Genomic DNA, 21,602 nt, shown 5'->3' on the forward strand with positions numbered 1-21,602 from the left:
GATTTTCTTTTCGTTGCCGACAGCGGCCCCGGAGAAACCAACGCCAAAGGCCTGATCGTACCGCGGTTCGGAAAGAATCCGGAAAACCATGTCTCGGTCAGCATGACTTTTGAACTGTTCAGCGAGTTTATGCTGATGACCAAAACCCACTACCAGTCGTGGCTGACGGCATACTATCTGCAGAACCCGATAAAATCAGCGACAATGCCGGTGCAGGAAACGTATGCAGCGCCCGATAACGCCCCGAATACACTCTTCTGAGGTACAGCCCATGAGGTTTCGTACATTCAGAGAAAGCATCCGAAACATGGGTGGTGTGTGGACAGGTAACGATGTGTATTTTGCACAGACACAATCGCAGTATACTGCCGCTTTTTTGCCGGAGTATCCGGAGAAATCTAAGAGGGACAGTACAATCAGCTGTTGCTGGCTCAATGGAGGCTGGGACTACAGCGGCGTGTATGCCGAAGAATTAAGGATGAAGAATGGCTGCGTATATCGGGGTTGCGCCCTTCTATCAAACGGAGTTGATGCTGTCGAGACGGTTCGTGCCATCAAAACGATTGAGGATTGCCTGTGGAAGCAGTATCCTCAATACTGACATTTCAGCGATACAGTATAGCAGTGCGGAGGAGCTTGCAAAAGCAGGCTCCTCCGTTTTTGCGTCTACATCTCTACGGTCTATTTCGGCATCCAAATGCTTTCGTCATGCGCAATCGGGTGCCAACCGATTTCTGTTCCAGCCGTCAAGATTTATGCGCAAGATTATCCGCAGGTTACGGCGGAATGAAGTCCGTCGGCAATAGAAGCATTGTCCTGAGCTGCCTCTAAGCATCAGAAGCAGTGAAGCCTCAGATTCTCGATGATTTGTAATATACACAGGAACGCCGCAGGGCGGCAAGCGAGGCGGCGAAAAAGTGCGGTGTTCATAGAAAAGGCACAGAACGGTAAGATAATTGTGCTTGACAAGTTTACTTGGCACTGATATAATAATGACAAGAAAACTTGGAAAGGAGCGATTCTGTTCAATGAATAAAGAGAAGATTTTGGAAAGCAGCCGCAGAGAGAACAAAAACAGGGATTTGGCGGAGATGGAAGTAACCGCGCAGGCAGGAAATATTGCCGGTCGTGTCGGTGCTGCGGTCTGCGTTGTTCTCACGCTTATCTTTCGTATCTTCACAAAAACGTACTTTCTAAGCCCGTGGGTTGTTTATTTCAGCATCCTTACCACCCACACTCTTGTAAAGTATGCAAGGCTAAAGAGAAAAACCGACTTGATCCTCGGTATTCTCTATTTAGCGATGTGCCTCACATTTCTTGCCTTTTTTGTCCTGCGGCTTGTGGAGGTCAAGGAATGAATGACGAGCTGAAATTGAAAAACAACCTCAAGGAAGCACGCGCAGAGAAAAAGCTATCCCAAACACAACTGGCGGAACTGATTGGTGTATCGAGAAACACAATCAGTTCCATTGAAACGGGGCAATTCAATCCAACCGCAAAGCTGGCATTGATCCTCTGCATTGCTCTGGACAAGAAATTTGAAGAACTGTTTTATTTTTAAGGAGGAAGCGAATGGATAATATCGCTCTGTTGATCTTAGGCATATTCATCTCCGTTATTGGAATCGTGAATATGACTGGAAATATCAGCACAATACATTCCTACAACCGAAGAAAGGTCAAGGAAGAAGATGTACCGAAGTATGGGAGAGCCGTCGGCACAGGTACGCTTATCATCGGTGTATCTTTGATAGCGGCATTTGTCACAACTTTCTGGAGCGAAAAGGCAATGTATTTCATTGTTATTCCGGCGCTCGTCATCGGCTTGGGCTTTATCTTGTATGCACAGTTCAAGTACAATAAGGGAATATTCTAACTCATTTTTTTGAAAAACCTATTGACTGCCACCTTGGGGGATAGCTTATCCTGCTTGTGGAGGAGGTGATGGATCATGAAAAAATTGACTGGTATCGTGTGTCTGCTGGCATTGATGCTGACGCTGACTGCCTGCGCTGGGGCGGGGGATTGGAAATATGAGGACCTGCCGGGCGACTATGCCGTGTGGCGGATCAATAGCCAAGAGATCCCGCTGGTCTGTGTGGATGACGATGGTCTGACTGCCGAGCCGGTGGTGGAGGGCTATGTATACGCCGTGGCCTGGGACGAGAGTACCATCTATGTCCAGCAGCGTGCGGAGAAAGACAAGGGCGACATGGCCTATTACGCGGTGGCGCTGGATTCCGGCGCGGTCAGCGGCCCTTATACAGAGACGGAGTTTGCCGCGACCTGCGCGGAGCAGGGCGTGGACGCGGCCAATATTGGTTGGCAGGCGCAGAAAGACTGGAACAAGGTCTATGACAGGTAAGGTGTGCGGCAGATGAAAACGCTGTTGGACTGCCTGTTTGTGGCGTTGGGCGGCGCGGTTGGCTCCGTTTTTGAGCGAAGCAATCACAACAGATGAGCAGAGGGAAGCGTTTGAAACGATCATCCGATACTTGGACGGCGTTTCAATAGCCGTTCCCAGCGATGTGCAGCAGTATCTTGATGAGATTAGAGAAAATGCTGATGCTGCTGTGACGCAAAGCGCATCTTCTGCACTTGCGGCAGCTATGGCAGACCCGGAAAAGTATATTCACGACAACAAGGAAATGCTCGAACAATATCGAGCAGTTGCGGAATCGGAGGAATATAAGGCATCTCCCGCCTACCGGCTGCAAGAGTATCTAAAGCAATTCCAAAGGGAGAGCGGCTATAACGATGTATTCATCCCCGCAATGCAGAGGCTTAGCCCCGCTTACCGGGAGTATCACAAATCCCTGCAAGCGGCGAATGAGGTTTTCTTGCGACACTTCCAGCAGGAGTGATTCTGTAAAAAGTTCATAGAACAATTCCCGCCCAGCAAAGCGCAATCGACGAAAATCGGTTGTGCTTTTTCATTGTCTGCCCCATACAGCGAGGAACGCCGCAAGACGGCAAGCGAAGCGGCGAAAAAGTACGGCGTTCATAGAAATGTTGCATGTTTGAGCGGAGATGGGAATTGAAAAGCTCGCACTTTGCATGGTATAATCGTATTGGATAGTTATAAGTGATTTGAATAATCCTTCTGCCCGCCGACAAAGCAAAAGAAACCGACCTGATTTTTGAAGGTGAACAATATGACGAAAAAGAAGTTATGGATTGCGATCCTCGTGGCTTTTGTAGTGCTTGCATCATCCGTTGTTTATTTGAACCGGGCTGTAATTTTTCAGCGCGGCAATCCCATTCCTTATCTTACAGCGGCTGCCAGGATTTCTGAAAAGAATCCCTATGTAGCGGTGGATGAAGCAAAGGGCGTCTATATCTCCAAGCGTGGCGAATGCCCGGAGCTGCTTGAGTATTATCAGAAAAAAACAGGGATGGAATTTGTCGAACAAGCTGGGGGCAGCTATCTGTTTACTGATGGGAGCCGAAATGAAGTAGCCTCGTCTGAGGTTTATTGGGGGCGTTATACGGTCTGGGTGTTGCCCACTATGGAAGCTGCCGAGAACTCCGATGCTGAGCAATACGACGCGAAGCCTGTCATTTATCTCTACCCGGAGAAGAAAACTGCGGTCACTGTGAAATTGAACTATGCCGGAGAACTGACCTGCACATATCCTGCTTACAATGACGGCTGGAAGGTTTCCGCCAGTCCCGACGGCACATTGACAGACGCCGCCGGGCAAACGTACAACTATCTTTATTGGGAGGGCGTAAACAGCGTTGCTTATGATTTTTCCGAGGGCTTCTGCGTAGCCGGAAGCGACACCGCCGTTTTTCTGGAGAACACCTTGAACCAGTTGGGACTTACCCGGAAGGAAGCAAATGAGTTTATCGTTTACTGGCTGCCGCTGATGAAAGAGAATCCTTACAATCTCATTGCATTTCAGTCTGACAGCTATACGCAAACGGCGCAGCTATCCATTGAGCCAGCACCCGATACGCTGCTGCGGGTATTTATGGCGTGGAAGCCGCTTGAGAGCGCCGTGGATATTTCTACGCAGAACCTCACCGCCCCGTTACGCACCGGCTTCACGGCAGTGGAGTGGGGCGGCTGTCAAGTTAAGTAATCGTTGGAGTTAAAGAACGTCAAACTTCATTCACAGGAGGACTGTTATGAACGCAAAAACAAAGCAAGGCGGGCTTGGCATCGTATCCATACTGACGATGGTATTCATTGTTCTGAAACTGTCAGGCGTGATTAAGTGGCACTGGATATGGGTGCTTTCGCCAATCTGGATTTCCGCATTGACTGCTGTTGTCCTCTTTGCCGGTATTCTGATTGGCGGAAGGCTAAAAAAGGGCAAGTGGTAATATGCTGTCAGGAATTTCAAAATCCCTTTAGGAACTAAAGGACGCACATCCATACTCTCCTATCGGGAGTATCGTGCGTCCTGCGGAGCTTCATTCTCCGTCAGCAGAAGAAAACTGCCAGACCGAGAATATTTCGTCACTTCGTTCCGTCAAGGGAGTTGCACTCCCTTGCGACGCTTGCGCGTCTATCCCTTGTGGACTTGCTGTCCGCAAACAGCATAAAATGCTCTTCACCGCCAGCAAGTTTGAAAACGAAAAACTTGAACTTGACGAAAGGAGTGTGATTACATGAAGAAGTTGATAGCATTAGGTTTAACATTGGTCTGTGTGTTGGGTCTGGTCAGTTGCAGTAAGACAAACGAGTTGCAGCAAGGTGACAATAATATGCAATATTTCTTCTCTGCGAAGGTCATTGAAGTGGATGAAGCATACCTACTGTTGGAAGTGTTTGACACGGGAAATAGCAATCTTTCTGAAGGTGCAAAGATTGAAGTATCAACGGATACAGTATCTGCCGATGGTTGTCCTGAATTTGTGATAGGCGAATATGCAAGAGTGCTCATGGCACGGAATACAGACAATAATCCCCCTGGTCGATTAGAAGCATTTTCTATTTGCAAGACAGACGAAACTGGGAAAGTTACCGCAGATTAAAGAGACCAATAATCATTCGTTCAACAGCCAGAACAACCGAATACCGAACATCAGACCGTTGACCCGCGCCGTGTGAGTACAGTCAGCGGTCTTTTTTTACCCAAAATCAAGAAAGGAGCGACCACCCATGACGAAGAAGAAAAAGCCGCAGACCGTCGAGGAATGCAACGCCGAGATAGAGAAACTTCCTGTAGAGTGGAACAGTTCTTCGAGAAGCATAATAAAGGGATGTGCCTATGCCTTGAGGAAGGTCGGAAATGTCGCTTTGCGTTGAAGTAAGACTAATATGCAGTGGATAAGCCTTCAGAAAGGCTAACCTCAAGTTTAAGAAAACGCAACAGAAAGAGGAATCAAGGCGCATTTATTCCATGAATATTTCGGGAAATGCGCCTTGTTAATTTTCCTGAAGGAAAACTATAAATATACGCAAAACTGAAAACCTATCTTGATTGCAAGATTGTTAGTTGATATAATAATCATATACCGATTTAGAGGAGGACCTTCAGATGGATAACGATACACTTCCCCAATATATACAGATTGCGCTTTCCATTGCCAGGCGGATTGCGGGAGGGGATGTTCCGGAGGGAGCGAAGATTTCCGGGCGATCCAAGCTGTCCTCTGAGTACAATGTCTCACCGGAAACGATTCGGAAAGCCGTTCGGCTGCTTGGAGACATGCGTGTCGTGGATGTGCGGGAGCAAAGCGGCGTATATGTGCTTTCCGCAGACAATGCCAAGCGTTATCTGCATGATTTTGAGCCAAAGTTGGATGTGTTCAATAAGCGACGGCATCTCACAGAGCTACTGGAGCAGCAGAGCCACATCTCACACCAACTTGCCGATTTGTGCCGCAGTATTCTTGACTATGCCGTGCTTCCTGTTCAGGCGGACGATACCCTGCCAAACCATATTTTCCGCATTCCAGAGGGATGGAATGGCAACGGAAGGAATCTCGGCGAGTTGCATTTCTGGCAGGCGACAGGTGCGACAATCGTAGCTATCCGGCGCGGTACCTCCCGCATCGTATCTCCCGGCCCGTATGCAGAGATGTATGGCGGCGATGAAATTATTTTCGTCGGGTCCGACGAAGCCCGGGAAGCGGTCTCCCGCTTCTTTTTCAACACCGAATAATACCCGGCGCCAGTGCCGGGCAAGAAAGGAAGTTTTATATGATCCATAATCAGTTGCATACGGTCGATCTTGTAATCATCGGCGCATATCTTATCGCGATGGTCATGGTAGGTCTCGTTGTCGTCAGAAAGGTCAAAAATATGGACGACTATTACCTTGGCGGACGCTCCTTCGGCCCTCTGGTGCTCATGGCGACCGTCTGCGCCACTATCATCGGCGGCAGCGGCCTGATGGGTCGCGCCGGCGTTGCCTATTCCAGTGGCTTCAAAGCCATTATGACGGCACTACCCTATCTTCTTGGGATGTTCTTGTTTTCCGCCTTTGCCGGACGCATCTCCGCTGTGGGTACGACCTTTGCCGTTACCTCCATTCCCGATCTTTTTGAACGTCGGTTCGGAAAAGCCGCCAAGGTCATTCTCGGCGCGATGATTGCCTTCACCATGATGGGCACCGTCGCGTCTCAGGTCACGGCAACGGCGACAATCATCAATATGCTCGGCGGATAGATCGGCATTTCCTACGAGATGGGCGCTTTCATTGCGTGCGCGGTATTCATCATTTACACTGCCACCTCAGGACTGTTCGGCGTGATCTACACGGATGTGTTCCAGTTCATCATGCTGATTCTGTTTGTCTATATCCTGATTCCCGGCGCATCGCTCCTGAAACTCGGCGGACCGGCCGCCTTTTTCCGCAATCTCGCGCCGGAGCTGGCAACTCCCTATGTCGATGGCAATATCATCGGAGACATTATTACATATTTTGTGTTTACGCTGGCGGGTGCGGAAATGTGGCAGCGCGCCTTTGCTGCAAAGAGTCAGAAGGCGGCAAAGAAGGGCCTGTTCCTCGGCACCTTCGTGTACGGTCTCACCATCCCTCTCGTCTGGTTTATGGGAGTGGTCGCGCATCAGCTTGTCAGCGGAGATAAGATTGCCATGTACGGCACTACCGATGCCGTCGTTCCGGCTCTTGCCATTGAGATTCTGCCGATTGGGCTTACGGGGCTTGCTCTTGCAGGCATCCTTTCGGTTATCATGTCCACGGCGGACAGCTATCTGATCGTGTCCGTGCAGAGCTGTGTGCATGATGTTTACAAATCATTCAAGCCGGATGTCCCGGAGAAAAAGGAATTGATTCTGACCCGCGTCTTTGCGGTCATCATGCCGCTGGGCGCATTGCTTATCGCGCTATATATCAAAAACGCCTATAATATTCTCATGTTTGCATGGAGCTTTTACGCTGCGGCAGCCGGACTTCCTGCGTTTGCCGCACTCTATTGGAAGAAAGCTACCACGGCAGGGATCCTCTCCGGAATGGTTGTGGGCTTTACGGTCTGCATCGGCTGGAAACTGGCGGGGCAGCCCCTTGGTCTCGGTGCAACGGTTCCTGGAGCACTTGCCTGTGCTGCGGCGCTGGTCATTGTAAGTCTTGCCACCTATAAGCGTTCACCGACGCCGTTCTTGAATCCGCATGCCGAAGCGGTCAAGTGATTTTCTGTTTACGAAAATCACTTTGGCATCAGGAGATGTGAATGAATTGAGGGCAACGGGAGACTTTCCGTTGCCCTCTGCTTTTTTGGAAAGGACAAAATGTCTCGCGAAATGGCAGACTAAATGGCAGGGTTTGCGCCGATGACACGAAAAAGACGCTGTGGTATAATCGTATCGTCCCCCAATGGGTCGTGAAACCCGGCATGAATGCCGAATACTGCCCAAAGGAGTGCTGAGTATGAAATATTGTCCCTATTGCGGCGCCGATTTTGCAGATGGCGCCGCTTCTTTCTGCATGGAGTGCGGGAAGAGTCTGCCGATTGCGGAAGATGGTCAGAAAAAGCCAAAAGAGAAACCCGTAAAGTCGCAAAAGCGTATGGAAAAGAAGCGCAAGCACCCGTCCCCCAAGCCACGGAAAAAGCATGAAAAGCCTGTCGGTGAACACGTGGGAAGAGCTTTTCATCCAAAGGACGATGGATATGACGGCTACTATGACGATGTTCTGCCTTCAGACGCAGGAAAACTGAAGGAGGGGGCTGACATGGAATTGGTGAAGAAGGTTTCCGCCGTGGCGGGAGTCATGCTGCTGATTGTTATTCTGTGCGTTGTCGCAATGTATTTGCTGTGAGTGCTGTAATTCGCGCCGCCTTGCCGTGTAATATGGGAAAAGGACAGACAAGGAGTGAGCAAAATGAAATATATATCCAAAGGTATGGTAATCAGAGCCTCCACAGAGGATCTTCTGTTCGTGACCCGCTGCGGCGTAGATTTTCAGCTGACCGGGGAACAGGCTGCGCTCTGGCTTAATGGCAGATTTGGGTTTGCAAAAAACCGCGAGAATGTGCTGGAGGTAAAAGCACTGCAGCAGCTTAAACGTCAGGGGCTTGTTGAAATTACAGAAGGCGATGAGCCCGTTTTTGAGTATCGTGCATTGACACAGTGCGTTCTGACGCCTGCGAAGCCGCAAGGAGTTCGTGCGATTCTAAGTGCACGCCAAAAAGAACTGCTGCTATGGCTGACAGAAGCCGGACTTCGGCTCACCACGGCAGAACTGGTATTCCTGACAGAACATCATGTAGCGCCACAAATAAACCTGTTGGGGGATAGAAATAGGCAGAACCTGACGGAAACAATCTATACGCAGGAAACCATTTTTGATAACATTCTGGAAGCACAAATGGAACACGCCGCAGTGCGGGATGAGGTCGTTTCCGCATTGCTCAGGCTACTGAAGAAAAAGAGAATCCTTCTGCTGTGAGGTGCGTAATGAGAGAAAATTTCGAAAAAATCCCACCGCCGCTGCAAAAACAGATTATAATGAGATGTGGAGCCGCGCTGGTAAGCCTTTTATTGATGGTGGTGTCTCTGTTGTTGGAGGGCAACCTTTATCTGTCTCTTTCCGTCCTGCTCTTTTTCGCCTTTTATGGGTTCAGTGCATTGCAACTGCTGTATAGAGCAGTCACCGATCAAATAGTGGTAATTCGTGGTCACTGTACCGGGCTGGAAAAAACTCCGATACGCCGCCGCATCAAAACGATTTATCTGTGGTCAGACCCACATACAGTGAAAATACAGCTCGCCGGAAGACTTCGAAATGTTGATGAGGGCGACATCATCACGGTATATACGGCAACCGGCACGCCGGTATATGAAAACGAAGGCTGCCAACAGCTTAGCACATATTTGGCAATCGATATTTTGAAAGGAAGAGGATCAAAATGACAAAAGGCGATGAGATCCGCGGATTAGTCAGGGAAATAGAGAACAGAGTCGAAGCGGGTATCCTGCCGGATGGGAACTGTATATTCGACCCGCTTCGAGTGAGGCTTGCGTTGGAGTTGGTTCTGTCTGTGCTGGAGCAAGGTACCCCGGTGAAAACAGCGAAGTGCCCGGCGAAAACAGCGGAAAGCAATTGACTGTCATATGAGAACCTGCTATAATACAATCATAAGTATCAAGGTTTCCTGCGCGGAACACCAGAGTATTCAAGTTATAAAGTGTCAATTAACACATTCGTGTTGGTTGGCACTTTTTTTGTTTCTCGGTTTCTTCCCTAAATGGGTTGAAATAAATCATGTTATAGCAGGCAGCACCTGCAAGAAAGGAGCATCTTATGTTCAAGGTAATCGCAACTGATGTCGTCATCTCCAAGGGATATGACGGCGCCCCGGCTCTCAAATTCTCCGAAAACGGGGAGAGTGTCCGGTTCCGCATCGGCAAAAAGGTGTACGACACCCGCGCCGAAAGCAACACCCGATGGGTAAACCTCTCTGTAAAAGCCTTTGGCCCGGTATGTGAGCGCATCAAAAAGATGCAGCTTAAGGAGAGCTCGTTCATCAATATTCTCGGCCGCCTGGACGAGGATGTTTGGGAGGACAGCACGACGCATGAAAAAAGGAGCGCCATGGTGGTCATTCTGGATGAAATTGAGTATTGCTCCTCTGGCGGCGGAAAGCAGAAGACCGAGGAATCTGGGGAACAGCCCAGAGCGGCTGCCGCACCCGCAAAGTCTGCCTCCAACGGAGAGATGCCCGGTAATTTCACCGGCTTTGAACCCTTCGGCGGCGTAAATTCGTTCTTCGACGAATAATCAATCGAAGAACTACAAATGGATCGGGCGCATTAAAACGCACATGAGTATCTATGTGGACTCATGTGCGTTTTTTGCGTTCAGAAAGGACAGTATATGCAAAACAAAGAATTCAAGCGCCACATCGCCTATGAGGTTTTGACCATACTGGGGACATTGGCTCTGCTGCTGTTTGTCTGCAGGCTTTGGCCGATTCTCTTATTGGTGATACTCGGTATTTTTATCGCCGCCATGCGACTGCTCTTTCTCTCTGCCAGAAAAGTGGAGAATATCCCGCCTCTGCTTCCGGCTGCTCGCCCAGAACCTACGGATCAGGATATCCGGGACATGGCGTTCGGCTCAATGCAGCGGCGGATTACAGAGCTGGTCACGGCCGATTTCCCCAACGCCAGATGGGTATGGAAGACGCCTAATGCCATGCGCAATATTGCGACAGGCAACGAGGTGCGAATCCTGCTCAACCATGCCGGCGGATACCGTGAAGCGATCGTTGTGATTCGCGGCCTTCAAGTGTTCAGCCTGACCTACCCGCACGCGGAAGAAGTCAAGATGCCGGAAACGGAAAATGATGAGACGGGCACAGAGGAAACTGAGAATGACACTCCGCAGAAGGTCGATCCCCCGGAGAATTATGAGTATCTGGCTTTTGAATGGGTGGATGCCCATGTTATGGAACTCAATGAGCGGTGCAACGAGAGCATCGCTCAAGGGCTATCCATGCTGGAAATAACGGAGGCAGAACTGCCTGCCCGAGAAAGCTGGCCGGACATCTGCCGGGAGCTGGAACGGAACGGCATGGAGACCTGCTGCTGTACAGATACCGGTATTACCATTGATTTCACGCAGTGACACTGCAGAAAGGAATGACGCGATATGAGCGTATCAATCAACAATCTGTTCAACTATTCCCGTTCGCTGCCCGTCCCCTTTGATACCATGACAAATAAGAAGGTCAAGGTGGCATCCATGTACGGGGCAAAGACGGAATCAACGCTATGTGGTTCTGTGATCAAGGCAGTCCACGCCATGTGCCGGTGCATGAACGGCACCGGGGAAGGCGCGGTCGGCCAGATCGATACAAACAAAAGCGTGGCGGAGTATAAATCCTCCGTCGGTCCGGATGCCTATCATCTTGTGGTGTTCGATGCAGCCTCCGGCAGCGCTTTGGCAAGCGTTTATGACAAAAACACCGAGCTCATCGAGCAGTACGTGGCGCATCCGAGCCAGCGGGACGGCGCGGCAATCTTCTTTGCCCTAATGCCGTTCCTGATGTCAGATGCGGAGTTCGATGAAACCTTTCAGGAGTACTACGACCAGTTCATTGCCGGATACCCGGATATGGCAAAGGCGACCGAAAGCATGGCAATCCTCTGCGACAATGCCTACCGCAGAATCAAGGACGATACCTGCCCGGCGCATATCAATATCACAGTGGACAAGTCCGGAAACCTGATGCGGGTCTCTCAAGGTCAGCTGGATTCCGGATCCTTTGTGCCCACCAGCGTCACAGCCGGGGAATTCACGATCTTTGCCAAGACCGGACCGGCCGTTATCAAAAAAGCCGGCGTCGTGGTGGAGCATACGGATTTCGTCGGCAAGTATCCCCTGACGCCGGGACGCACCTTGAGCGCGTTGGAGCTGAGCCTGATTCCGAAACTCCCGGAATGGTATATCATTCCGCCGGAAGTGGTGGATATTTGCAAGCATGCGCAGAAAACCACCGGTCGCCCCATGCAGATGCGAAACTTCCTGTTGCGCGGGCCTGCCGGTACTGGCAAGACCATGGGTGCAAAAGCCATTGCCGCCGGACTGGGGCTGCCATACATGAAGTATACCTGCTCTGCCAACACAGAAATATTTGATTTCACCGGCATGATCTTCCCTGAAACGGACGCAGTGTCCACCGGTAGCCCGGAGCTTGACCGTGAGCGCGAGATCCTCAAGTCCATGGGCGGTATCAGCTATGCCAATGTAGCAAAGCTTATGCGCCTTCCGGACTTGGATGATATGGACTACGATCCTGCCGGCGTCTATCAGGCTCTGACAGGCGTGGAAAATCTGGCGGCTACCGTGCAGGACTGCATGAGCGTTGTGCTGGAAAAGGTCACGGAAAAGGTACAGGCTCTTAGCAAGCGTGCTGAAAACCGTCAAAGCTCCGGCCAGAACTATGCTTATGTGGAGACGGATTTTGTGAAAGCGTTAAAACATGGGTATTTAGTCGAGGTTCAGGAGCCGTCCACGATCATTCAGCCGGGAGTTCTGGTGGGCCTTAACTCCCTTCTGGAGCAGGAGGGGTCTATCACGCTTCCGACCGGCGAGATCATTCGCAGACACCCTGATACGGTCGTCATTGTGACGACCAATGTCAGTTACGAAGGTTGCAGGTCGATGAACCAGTCGGTGGTGGACAGAATGAGTCTGGTCAAGGACATTGAACTGCCAGAGCCTGAGGTTATGGTGCAGCGAGCCATGGCCGTGACCGGATGTGCCGACGAATACCTGGTATCCCAGATGGTGCAGGTGGTCAACGACATGGCCGATTACTGCCGCAAAAACAGTATCACCGACGGTGCCTGCGGAATGCGCAGCCTGATCGATTGGGTCATCAGTGCAGAGATCTCCGGCGACCCTTATCTGTCGGCAAAGTATACGGTCATCAGCAAAGCCACTGCCGACGAGGAAGACCGGGAAGCACTGATTACAACCATTCTGGACCCTATGTTTGCCCCAAAGCGGAAGCGAACATCGGCATAAGTCCGGAAGAAAGGAGGACGACTCTATATGGCAAGAGTGAATCATAAGCGGGTTAAACAGCTGCTCAATGAAAAACGCAGCAGAATCACAGACCGGCAATTCTTCACGTCCCGCATCCTTGCGGGACATTTTGAAGATATGGCCATGGCACAGACGCGGCGGTATAAATACAACCGCCGCATCCATGTGGCCATCAGCTGGAGTCCGAAGTCCGGTGAAGTGGCATGCACCAATAACCTGTCGGTGCTGATCAATGCGGGGCATAGGCTGGTGACCCAAAACAGAGGGCGGGAGAGCCGCTATGAGATCGTTTGCGGACTGTTTGCCCACGAACTCGGGCATTGTCTATACACGGACTTTCTTGCGGGCCAGACCTACAACAACTACCTCAGCCGGGAGAAATGGTATCCGGAGCCGCCTGCTTACAAGCTGCCCAAAGACACTGTAAGCGAACGAGCGCTGTGGGAGTATGTACGGCTGGAGCCACGGAACAACGAAATGCTTCGCTATGTCGCGCACCATATTTCCAATGTCATCGAGGACGCCTATATCGAAAATCGGATACTCGCTCAATTTCGTGGCACACTGGGCAACTGCCTGGAAGCGTTACGGGAGCAGCAGTATGAGAGCATTCCGACGGTAACGGAGCTTATCGAGAAAGAGGATGACGGGAACTGCCATATCTTTGAGAGTATCCTGCAGATCATGCTGTCGTATGTGAAGTTCGGTGAAATCAAGTACGGGGATGCTCCCCTCAGCGATGAGCGTATCCAGGTCGTGTTCAAGCTGATCCACGATCTGGACGCCGCCATTGTCAATCCCTCCGGAAAAGAACGGCTCAAGGTCGTCAATCTCATACTGGTTCGCTGCTGGGACTATATCGAGGATTTCCTGGAGATCTGCAAAAAGCGCCAGGAGGAGGCCAAGGCGTCCGGTTCCACAGAGTCGCTGGCCGAGACCATCGCGCAGCTTCTGCAGGCAATGGCCGGAAGCTCTGTGTCCGGCGAGGGCAGTAGCACACCGATCCCCGAAGTGGGCGCGGTCTGTGTGGCAGCCGGAGCCGGGAAACGGGCGCAGACGGCGGCTCAGGTAGAAAAAAGCGAGTCTGAAGGAAGCAGCGGCGCTGAAGGGCCCGAGCCCCAGACTGACTCCGAATCCGAGCGTTCTTGTGCCGGGATCTCCCAGACCGAAAATCCGGCGGAAGAAGGCGCAATTACCGGAGATATGGAAGGCGCTTCCGGTGGGAAGCAGGCAGTATCCGCGGAAGAAGACGGACGCATCCCCTATCAGCAGACAGATCGTGTTTCCGAAGGCAGCGGAGGGGCTACCAAGCACAACGAAGCATATGAGCGTGAACGCTATGACCATGCAGCGGAGGACATTGAGCGCCTGCTGGACAAGATGGCGGAGAAGGCTGCCTGTGAGCAGCTGGAGAATGAACGGACACGGGAACTCAACGATGTGGCCCAGAGTATCTCCTATGGAGATGTTCATGCCGGTGTTGATATCTGTGTGAACCGGATATCCACCGTCGATGAGGAGCTTGTAGAGCGGTATAACGCCATTTCCGGGCCATTGCTGGATATCTCACGGCAGCTGCAGAAAAGCCTCTTGCAGCAGCTGAAGGATAAACAGCGTGGCGGCAAGCAGACCGGGCTCATGATGGGGCGACGGCTGGATGCCCACGCCCTCTGCAGAAACGATGGGAAGGTTTTTTATAAAAATGCCCTGCCCAACGAAATTCCACAGATGTCCGTAGGGCTTTTGCTGGATGAATCAGGAAGCATGTGCTCCTGCGACCGCTGTACCTACGCCAGGTCTTCGGCCATCATTCTATATGACTTCTGCAAGGCGCTGCATATCCCTGTCACCGTTTACGGTCATTCCACCAGCGGCAACAGTGTGGAGCTGTATTCCTATGCGGAGTTTGAAAGCATCGATAACGATGATAAATACCGCATGATGGACATTGCTGCCCGTGGCAGCAACCGCGACGGCGCCGCGCTTCGTTTTGTGGCCGAGCAGCTGGTTAAACGGCCGGAGGAGGTAAAGATCCTGATCCTTGTATCCGATGGTCAACCGGCAGCACCCGGTTACTACGGCAGTGCCGCCGAGGAAGATCTCCGCGGCATCAGGCAGGAGTACCGGCGCAAGGGAGTATTGTTCATTGCGGCCGCTATCGGCGAGGACAAACAGAACATCGAGCGAATCTATGGTGATTCCTTTATGGACATCACAGATCTGAATCAACTGCCCGTAAAACTGACCGCAGCGGTCAAGCGACATATGCGGGTCTAACGGGGATATTACAATTCACAACGACGGGCAGCGGATTCTTTTCCTGCTGCCCGTTAATCTTACAACAGGAAAGGAATCAAAAAAATGAGTCATTTTGTAACATTGGTCAATTTTTATATGCCCAAACTGGAGGAAAACTGCGAGGAAAACATGCGTTATGCGGAACAGATCGCAGAAGTCAAAGAAAAGCTGGCGCAGGATCCGGAGAGTTTTGCTTTGCGGTTTCTTTTGAAACGACTTCAAAGCAAGGCCAGCACTCTGGAACGTTCGGCTGAGTGCGAGATTGATGAGCTGATGGCCCCATTCTGTGAAGGAACGGATGACCCGGCCTACCTGGAGTTTGAGGATCGAACCGATGACCTGCGGCGGGATTATGAGACCGACAAAATCAACTGTGTCCGTTTTCCGGACGGAACTGTCGTTCCGGAGTACAGCCGGCTGGTGTGCGAAAAATATCTCATCAAAGATGGCAAGGTGTTCCAGAAAAAGGCCGGACACCTCGGCCATGAGAAGCGCACGAAGAAAGCGAAAAAGATGTGTGCATTTATGGGATATCCGGTGAAGAAGCTCTATCCCAGTCTGAGGCAGTATGCGGAGGACTACTGCGGTTATACCTTTGACAGCAAGACCAATGCGTATGGGTATTACTGCAATCCGAATGCCTTCTGGGATTGGTATTCCATTGGCGGCCGCTGGCCGTTCCAATTCCTTGTCCGTGACACAGCGGAACGAATTAACGGTGAGCGCTCATGGGGCAACGAAGATGCTGTATGTGAAGCGCCCGAAGGCTATATATGGGTCTGCGGCGCAAGAAAAAGGGATATTGCATGGGAACTCATGAAGGAATGGGAGCTGCAGCACGCCAAAAAGCGATTTGAGCTTCTTGCAGAGACATTTCGTTCCGGCAAGGCTCCGGAAGGCAGCTTCTGGAAGATCACGGAGGATGGAATTTTCTCTTTCCTGACGCAGATCTATTTCAAGAATGAAAGCGAGGAGGCCTACCTCCGCCGCAACGGACTTGCACCGGATCAGCGCATGGTGCCCGACGCCTATTCCTTCCTTCAGGACGGAGACTGGCACTCCAAGGGAGATATGGGCTGGTGGGGTATCAGCAGCAACGATAAGAAACCGGACGCATGGCGGCAGATGTTGGCAGACTACATCGACAGCATTCCTGACGATCATTTCATTGTCGGGATTGACTGCCATATCTAAGATAGGAGGAGCGAAAAATGATTTTGAACAGAACTGGCGCTGAATTTGAGTATGAAGGCGTCACATACACGATTGGCGGAGCCATTGTGGGCACCGCTGAAAGTGAATACGCAGGGCTTTATGGCCGAATAAACGCCATTCATGATGGCGAGGATAAGGAGACCGAAAACGAAACGCCTGACATCTATTGTGAGTTTGACCCTCCGGTCATGCCGCATGAGGTCAAGACGCTGGAGGATACCTTCTCTGATCTGTATCACCAGCCCAAGGCCATTGCTGATATCGTACTGGACATGGTTATCATGGCGCCCGAAATGATTCGTCCGTTGGATGATCTTCGTTCTATGCGCAAACGCGTCAATGTTTTTCTTGTGATGGAAGACTGGGCTGTGAATGGCGAGCACGGAAATGATTGCGAGGCGTTCTCGGACCATGACGATGCAAAGCGTGTTATGACAAATCGGATTCGAGAAGAATTGGAGGACGGAAGTGTTCCGTCTTGGAGAGAATCAAGCATCTTCGTAGAGAATTCTTCGATGGACTTCTACGAAGCATATCTTGACGGCGAATACATGGAAAATCACTACAAAATCATGATTATCCGGCAGCCGCTCCACGTATCTCCACAGTTCTTTCAGAAAACAGCGGCCTTAGAACATGAAAAGGACAAAGGAGGCAGACCATGAGCTATAACTCTTGGCATATCTACGGATACGGTCTCTGTGTCTCCGATATCGAGGACCTAAGAACTGAGAAGATTCAGGCGTTGCTTGCCAAGGCGCCTAAATACCAAAAAGATGTTCAGGGATGGCTGGAAGAACATGATGTTTCGGAGCCAACAGTTGATGACTACCTGGAGTTCGATCAGGATTATTGTCTTGGGCTGGCAAGCATCCTCAAGGAAGTCATTTTCGAGGCAGAGCATATTGATTTTGTAGCTTGTGATGGTTATGATGCGATGAAATACTTGCTCTTTTGCCCGTCATATCCATGGCATATTACGGAATACGAACGGCATCTGACGGAGGAAAAGATTGAAGAAATTCTCAATCGATACGTTTCTGTTCTGACTGATACGCCTCCCGATATTGGCTACCAATCCGTTGAAAACGGCGGTTAGAGAGGAGCCAACATGAATAAGCCAAATAGGAACTTGACCTCCATCGTCTCGTATCCAGAGCGCGGAGCTGGCGGCAACAATCGCTATCGCGGCAACTGTTCACCCAAGCTAATTGAGGATCTGATCGGTTTTTTCAAGCCGGCCGAGATCTGCGACTACATGTGCGGCAGCGGCACGACGCAGGATGCCGCTCATACCATGGGAATCATTAGCCATTGCTACGATCTGCACAGCGGATTCGATCTCATCAATTGTGAGATACCGGAGCGCCCGGAATTTGTGTTCTGGCATCCGCCATATTGGGATATGATTACATATTCAGACGTGATGTACAAGGCTTCGGAGGTGCAGTCAAAATACGGATATGATCCCCGGCAGTTCGACTTATCACGTATCCCCAAATGGGAGGACTTCGTACGCGTAATGAACTACGCCATGATGAAACAATTTTGCGCTTTGGAGCGTGGCGGCAGGATGGCCGTGCTGGTCGGCGATATCAAGAAGAAAGGGCAGCTTTACAGCATGCTCTTTGAATTGATCAAGCCGGGCACATTGGAAAATGTCATCATAAAAGCACAGCACAATTGCTTTTCAAATCAAACACAGTACAGTGGGCATTTCATCCCCATACTGCATGAGTATCTACTGATTATCAAGAAGGATGCGTCCTTGGTGTATCCGATCCTGATAACGGAGCCTGTAGAAAAGGATATCCGCGATATGAACGGCGCTACCTGGCGGGATGTGGTTGCGGCAGTGCTGGAAACCTGCCAATCTCCTGTTTCGCTTGCATACATTTATGAGCAAGTCGAGCCATATACCAAAGCGCGGAAAAATCAGTGGTGGAAAGAGAAGGTTCGCCAAACCCTGCAATGCAGTCCGCAACTCTTCGTGCATATAGGACGCGGGATGTGGGCGTTGAACCGTTCCACATAGTTTGCCTTTCGAGGGATGCCGCATCTGCGGCATCCCTCTTTCCTTTCAGCTTTTATGGCCTTTTCGTTTGACTATGGATTGACTGTCGGCCGCAGCTCTGATATAATCATCATGTAAGTATCAGAGTTTAGCCACGGCTAAGCAGAGTTTAACCGAGTTGCGAAGTGTCATTTGTGCATTGCACGAATGGCACTTTTTTCGTTTCCGGCCAATTCCATAGTGGCATAAGCCAGCAGTCCGATTATGGGTTGCTGGTTTTTGTTATATCACGGCGAATACCGCCAAAAAACGAAAGGAGAACACAAAAATGTTACAACCATGCCAGGACAACTACTCCACGACCTTTGCTTCCTACGAGGGGATGCGCCGGTACCATGAGAAGGAATCGCTGGAAAGCCGATGGCACAGATGCAGGGTCAACGAACTGCATATTGAGCCGCTGGATAAGGCGTCGCCTCTTTATGGAACTCCGTCCGCATTCGCTGCGGGAATCAGCGCCGAGTCCGTTGAGGACACGGCGGAAAACCTCGGTCTTGCCATGCGGGTAGATGGTTCTTACTATCCCGTCCGCAGCACGGCCTACAAAAGCCTGTTGGACAGAGCGAAAATCAGCGGATCGGCCTTGCCGAAGCTGAGCCGCCAAAGATTGGCGTCGGTGCTTAACGATTGCCTGGAACTGTATTCTTCGGAGACGCTCCTGCTTATCCGAGATGAAAAAATCTCGGCAGCACACTCCGGCGATTCCATGGATTATTCCGTTCTGCCGATCGATGAACTGCTGAAGGTTCTGACCAAAAAGCTGGACGACCGTTTCCCCGGCAGCATGTTTCAGGGCGGTTATCGCGATCATTCGCTCTCCAGTGCCTCCTGGACTATGCCCGGGCAAAGGGAAGACCTGCTCGGCGCCTATGCCAAGCTGCTGGCGTCGCAGGGGAAAACCACACTTGCTGCCAAACTTGTTCCCGCCATCCGCTTTGTTACCTCGGATACCGGCATTGCCTCGGCTAAGGTTTCCGCCATGCTGGAGGGTACGCAGCACCCGATCCATATTGGGAGCTGTATCGCCGTGGACCACAGGCACCAGAGTAAAGTGGAGGACTTTGAAGCGGCTTTGGACCAGCTGTTTGCGCAGTTCGGTGATTCGGTCGCCAGATTACAAAAGCTGTTGGATATCCATCTGAGCTATCCGGTCAACACCATGACCCGGATCTGCAAAAAGCTGTCTCTTCCAAAGAAGGCCGCTTTGGAAGCAATCGGTATGTTTGAGATGGCCTATGGCGGAGGAACCGCAACCGCCCATGATGTGTTCATGGCTATGCAGGAGATCCCCTATATTCTCAAATCCGACCATACACCGGAGAGCAAAATGCTCGTTGTGGAGGAGAACATGGCGCGTGCGCTTACGCTGAGGTGGGGCGATTACGACCTTGCGAAGGCGGTGAGCTACTGATGTCCGCTCCGATTATTCTCTGCGACACTGCAGGCATGACCAACGAGCGATGGCTGGAATGCCGCGCCCACGGGCCTAAGGGCACCATTCCATATACGGTGGGAGGCAGCGATGTGGCTGCTATCTTCGGCGTATCGCCGTGGACAACACCGTTAGAGCTATGGATGATCAAAAAGGGCCGGATGAAGCCGCCTGTGAAATCCAATCAGGAGCAGCTGATAATGGGTCATCTTCTGGAACCTATCGCGGCCTATTGGTATCAGCAAAAAACCGGCAATACGGTCTATGACGATACCTATATGTATCAGCATGCAGATCACCCGTGGGCTCTTGCGGACTTTGACCGCCGCTTTACCCGTAAGGAGGACAACGCTCCCGGCATTTTGGAGTGCAAAAGCTGCACCTATCACAAAGCCGGAGATTGGGCTGACGATGCCTATCCCATCTATTATGAGCTGCAGCTTCGCTTCTATCTGGCTGTGGCGGATGTGGAGATTGGCGCGTTTTCTACTATTTGGGGAAACAATCCGGAGCATGATCTGGCAATGCCGGCGCTTACCCGTGACCGAGCCAAGGAGGATATGATCTTCCAGCGGCTTGAGGAATGGATTTGGAGCTTGGAGCATGACAAGCCACCTACGATGGCGGATGTCAAGCCAGCACTGGCACTGGAATCCCTGGCGCGCATTTACGGCGCCAGCCAGCCCGGACTCCCCACGATTGAATTCCCTGCAAAGTATGAAAAGGCACTGCGCCAGATCGCGCTGCTGCAGGGGAAAATCTCCGACTGCAATGCGGAGATCAAAACCTATGAAAAGGAGATCGCTGCACACAGCGTGCGAATCGCAGAATTGATGCAGGCACATGAGCATGGCGTGCTGAGCACGACCGGCGACAAGCTCCTCATCGATTTTGTCACCAGAACAACCAAACGTCCCGACTCGAAGCTCCTCAAAGAGAAGTATCCCACCGTGTATGCGGATGTACTCAAGACCAGTGAGAGCCGGAAACTAAAAGTATCGGTTACACCGACATAAGAAGGGAGAATCAATAATGCACGACGCAATGAAAGCCTATCACGAAAGCTGGGAGCGCGAGCTAGACCGGCAGTTCCTGAAAAACGACCGTTACCGGAAACACGCCTATATCTGCTCACCTTTGAGCGGGAGCACGGCGGAAGAAGAACTCAGCAACATCTGGCGTGCTCGGGCATACATGCTTTATGCCCGCACCATGCTGGGCTACCTGGCACGTGCCCCCCACGCCTATCTGCCCATGCTCCTGTGCGACCATGTAGCAGCGGAGCGTGCACTGGCTCTGCAATTTGGGCTTCAGCTTTTGGAGCAGAGCGAGGTTTTGCTGATTTGCGGGGATCGCATCAGCCGCGGTATGAAGGGTGAAATCCATCATGCCGCCCAGTTGGGAATCCCCATCATCGTATACTGTGAAGACCTCTATTTGGATGTGCGCAAGCTGGCGACACGGGCCGGAGCGGATAAGAAGTTAGTCGCAATGGACGAAACGCATCCGGCGCTGGCCTCCAACGAGCCGGGAGCAGACCGGTCCTGGGAGGTGCGATGCCTTGCGTAGATTCTATCAACCTGTAGATCTCCGGTCCCGACAGGAAATGA

26 protein-coding genes and 1 pseudogene are annotated in these 21,602 nt (G+C 51.3%); all 27 read left to right on the plus strand.

Annotated elements, in window-relative coordinates:
* The first annotated feature begins 102 nt into the window (after positions 1–102).
* The gene (locus ABC831_RS10595) at positions 103–261 is read left to right on the plus strand and encodes a hypothetical protein (protein ID WP_343248097.1); all 159 of its coding nucleotides are present in this window, start codon (positions 103–105) and stop codon (positions 259–261) included.
* Between the two features lie 767 nt (positions 262–1,028).
* Complete coding sequence (locus ABC831_RS10600; protein WP_343248098.1) at positions 1,029–1,358, plus strand: DUF6442 family protein; 330 nt, start codon at positions 1,029–1,031, stop codon at positions 1,356–1,358.
* On the plus strand, positions 1,355–1,561 hold the full coding sequence (locus tag ABC831_RS10605) for a helix-turn-helix transcriptional regulator (RefSeq protein ID WP_343248099.1): 207 nt from the start codon (positions 1,355–1,357) through the stop codon (positions 1,559–1,561). Before ABC831_RS10600 ends, ABC831_RS10605 begins: the two co-directional genes overlap by 4 nt.
* A gap of 11 nt (positions 1,562–1,572) precedes the next feature.
* Complete coding sequence (locus ABC831_RS10610; protein WP_343248100.1) at positions 1,573–1,875, plus strand: DUF3784 domain-containing protein; 303 nt, start codon at positions 1,573–1,575, stop codon at positions 1,873–1,875.
* Positions 1,876–1,950: 75 nt separating this feature from the next.
* On the plus strand, positions 1,951–2,364 hold the full coding sequence (locus tag ABC831_RS10615; RefSeq protein WP_343248101.1) for a hypothetical protein: 414 nt from the start codon (positions 1,951–1,953) through the stop codon (positions 2,362–2,364).
* Between the two features lie 70 nt (positions 2,365–2,434).
* Positions 2,435–2,863: a hypothetical protein gene (locus tag ABC831_RS10620; protein WP_343248102.1), complete on the plus strand. Its 429-nt coding sequence runs from the start codon at positions 2,435–2,437 to the stop codon at positions 2,861–2,863.
* A gap of 291 nt (positions 2,864–3,154) precedes the next feature.
* Complete coding sequence (locus ABC831_RS10625; RefSeq protein ID WP_343248103.1) at positions 3,155–4,087, plus strand: hypothetical protein; 933 nt, start codon at positions 3,155–3,157, stop codon at positions 4,085–4,087.
* A gap of 46 nt (positions 4,088–4,133) precedes the next feature.
* Positions 4,134–4,331: a hypothetical protein gene (locus ABC831_RS10630; RefSeq protein ID WP_343248104.1), complete on the plus strand. Its 198-nt coding sequence runs from the start codon at positions 4,134–4,136 to the stop codon at positions 4,329–4,331.
* A 288-nt stretch (positions 4,332–4,619) separates the two neighbouring features.
* A complete protein-coding gene (locus ABC831_RS10635; RefSeq protein WP_343248105.1) occupies positions 4,620–4,985 on the plus strand; it encodes a hypothetical protein in 366 nt (121 codons plus the stop codon).
* 127 nt (positions 4,986–5,112) lie between these two features.
* On the plus strand, positions 5,113–5,259 hold the full coding sequence (locus tag ABC831_RS10640; RefSeq protein ID WP_343248106.1) for a hypothetical protein: 147 nt from the start codon (positions 5,113–5,115) through the stop codon (positions 5,257–5,259).
* Between the two features lie 232 nt (positions 5,260–5,491).
* Entirely contained in the window at positions 5,492–6,118 is a 627-nt protein-coding gene (locus ABC831_RS10645; RefSeq protein ID WP_343248107.1) for a TrkA C-terminal domain-containing protein, read from the plus strand.
* Positions 6,119–6,258: 140 nt separating this feature from the next.
* Positions 6,259–7,608: pseudogene (locus tag ABC831_RS10650) on the plus strand (sodium:solute symporter family protein).
* A gap of 238 nt (positions 7,609–7,846) precedes the next feature.
* Positions 7,847–8,236, plus strand: coding sequence for a hypothetical protein (locus tag ABC831_RS10655; RefSeq protein WP_343248108.1), 390 nt, complete (start codon positions 7,847–7,849; stop codon positions 8,234–8,236).
* A gap of 63 nt (positions 8,237–8,299) precedes the next feature.
* Positions 8,300–8,866 carry a hypothetical protein gene (locus ABC831_RS10660; protein WP_343248109.1) on the plus strand — a complete coding sequence of 189 codons (567 nt, stop codon included), beginning with the start codon at positions 8,300–8,302 and terminating at the stop codon, positions 8,864–8,866.
* A gap of 8 nt (positions 8,867–8,874) precedes the next feature.
* Entirely contained in the window at positions 8,875–9,330 is a 456-nt protein-coding gene (locus tag ABC831_RS10665) for a hypothetical protein (RefSeq protein ID WP_343248110.1), read from the plus strand.
* On the plus strand, positions 9,327–9,524 hold the full coding sequence (locus ABC831_RS10670; RefSeq protein WP_343248111.1) for a hypothetical protein: 198 nt from the start codon (positions 9,327–9,329) through the stop codon (positions 9,522–9,524). The genes ABC831_RS10665 and ABC831_RS10670 overlap by 4 nt, the downstream gene beginning before the upstream one ends.
* Positions 9,525–9,721: 197 nt before the next feature.
* A complete protein-coding gene (locus ABC831_RS10675) occupies positions 9,722–10,198 on the plus strand; it encodes a single stranded DNA-binding domain-containing protein (protein ID WP_343248112.1) in 477 nt (158 codons plus the stop codon).
* A gap of 96 nt (positions 10,199–10,294) precedes the next feature.
* Positions 10,295–11,047 carry a hypothetical protein gene (locus tag ABC831_RS10680; RefSeq protein ID WP_343248113.1) on the plus strand — a complete coding sequence of 251 codons (753 nt, stop codon included), beginning with the start codon at positions 10,295–10,297 and terminating at the stop codon, positions 11,045–11,047.
* Between the two features lie 24 nt (positions 11,048–11,071).
* Positions 11,072–12,952 (plus strand): AAA family ATPase, encoded by a 1,881-nt coding sequence (locus ABC831_RS10685; RefSeq protein ID WP_343248114.1) that lies wholly within the window; start codon positions 11,072–11,074, stop codon positions 12,950–12,952.
* Between the two features lie 27 nt (positions 12,953–12,979).
* On the plus strand, positions 12,980–15,250 hold the full coding sequence (locus ABC831_RS10690) for a cobaltochelatase CobT-related protein (RefSeq protein WP_343248115.1): 2,271 nt from the start codon (positions 12,980–12,982) through the stop codon (positions 15,248–15,250).
* An 84-nt stretch (positions 15,251–15,334) separates the two neighbouring features.
* A complete protein-coding gene (locus tag ABC831_RS10695) occupies positions 15,335–16,465 on the plus strand; it encodes a hypothetical protein (protein WP_343248116.1) in 1,131 nt (376 codons plus the stop codon).
* Positions 16,466–16,482: 17 nt separating this feature from the next.
* Positions 16,483–17,151, plus strand: a complete 669-nt coding sequence (locus ABC831_RS10700) for a hypothetical protein (RefSeq protein ID WP_343248117.1) — start codon at positions 16,483–16,485, stop codon at positions 17,149–17,151.
* Positions 17,148–17,585 carry a hypothetical protein gene (locus ABC831_RS10705; RefSeq protein ID WP_343248118.1) on the plus strand — a complete coding sequence of 146 codons (438 nt, stop codon included), beginning with the start codon at positions 17,148–17,150 and terminating at the stop codon, positions 17,583–17,585. Before ABC831_RS10700 ends, ABC831_RS10705 begins: the two co-directional genes overlap by 4 nt.
* 12 nt (positions 17,586–17,597) lie before the next feature.
* On the plus strand, positions 17,598–18,521 hold the full coding sequence (locus tag ABC831_RS10710) for a hypothetical protein (RefSeq protein WP_343248119.1): 924 nt from the start codon (positions 17,598–17,600) through the stop codon (positions 18,519–18,521).
* Positions 18,522–18,828: 307 nt separating this feature from the next.
* On the plus strand, positions 18,829–19,971 hold the full coding sequence (locus ABC831_RS10715; RefSeq protein WP_343248120.1) for a hypothetical protein: 1,143 nt from the start codon (positions 18,829–18,831) through the stop codon (positions 19,969–19,971).
* Positions 19,971–21,008 (plus strand): YqaJ viral recombinase family nuclease, encoded by a 1,038-nt coding sequence (locus ABC831_RS10720; protein ID WP_343248121.1) that lies wholly within the window; start codon positions 19,971–19,973, stop codon positions 21,006–21,008. Before ABC831_RS10715 ends, ABC831_RS10720 begins: the two co-directional genes overlap by 1 nt.
* Positions 21,009–21,036: 28 nt before the next feature.
* Entirely contained in the window at positions 21,037–21,561 is a 525-nt protein-coding gene (locus ABC831_RS10725; RefSeq protein WP_484840526.1) for a DUF7768 domain-containing protein, read from the plus strand.
* Positions 21,562–21,602: the final 41 nt, after the last annotated feature.

Source organism: Diplocloster hominis, from assembly GCF_032380655.1.
Lineage (GTDB): Bacteria > Bacillota > Clostridia > Lachnospirales > Lachnospiraceae > Diplocloster > Diplocloster hominis.